1 pseudogene is annotated in these 899 nt (G+C 44.6%); it reads left to right on the forward strand.

The annotated features are described in order from the left end of the window. Positions 1-694: pseudogene (locus HT708_RS10955) on the forward strand (IS66 family transposase); the annotation flags it as partial. Between the last annotated feature and the right edge of the window lie 205 nt (positions 695-899).

Below are 899 nucleotides of genomic sequence, written 5' to 3' on the forward strand. Positions count from 1 at the left end.
AGTTGAAAGAGAAGAAATCACCTATAAACGTAAGAAAGCTAAAGGGAAACGTCAAGCTCTTCTTGCCCAATTCGATTCAGAAGAACTCCATCATCGCTTAGAGGATTGCATTTGCCCTGACTGTCAGGGAGAGCTAAAAGAGATTGGAGCGAGTCTTCAAGGCCAAGAATTAGTCTTTATTCCTGCGCAATTAAAACGCATAGATCATATCCAACACTCTTACAAATGCCAAGCATGCAGTGAGAAAAATCCGAGTGATAAAATCGTGAAAGCTCCTATCCCTAAAGCCCCTTTGGCGCATAGCCTTGGCTCAGCTTCTATAATCGCTCACACCATCCATCAGAAGTTTAATCTGAAGGTCCCCAATTATCGCCAAGAAGAAGATTGGGCTAGGATGGGTTTACCAATCACACGTAAGGAAATCTCTAATTGGCATATCAAGACGAGTCAATACTATTTGGAGCCCCTCTATAACCTCTTGCGAGAGAGACTATTGACTCAGCCCTTACTTCATGCGGATGAAACTTCTTATAGGGTGCTAGAGAGTGATAGCCATCTGACCTACTATTGGACTTTTTTGTCTGGGAAAGCTGAGAAGCAAGGAATCACGCTGTACCACCATGATCAGCGTCGAAGTGGTTCAGTAGTACAAGAATTCCTAGGAGATTATTCTGGATATGTGCATTGTGATATGTTGCGGCAGTAACTTAGGACTTTAGTCCTCTAGTTCTGCCTATGCGATAGCAGTCCAAGGGTTGGTAGCAAGGCGACGCCAAGCTTAGTAAACTGCGAACCGCGAGATGCTTATCGTCAACTGGAAGAAGCTGAACTTGTTGGATGTTGGGCGCTTTTGAGAAGGAAGGTTTTGGAATCCACCCACATGCAAGCAGGTAGGTCGG

Source organism: Streptococcus sp. 3613 (assembly GCF_013277375.1).
Lineage (GTDB): Bacteria > Bacillota > Bacilli > Lactobacillales > Streptococcaceae > Streptococcus > Streptococcus pseudopneumoniae.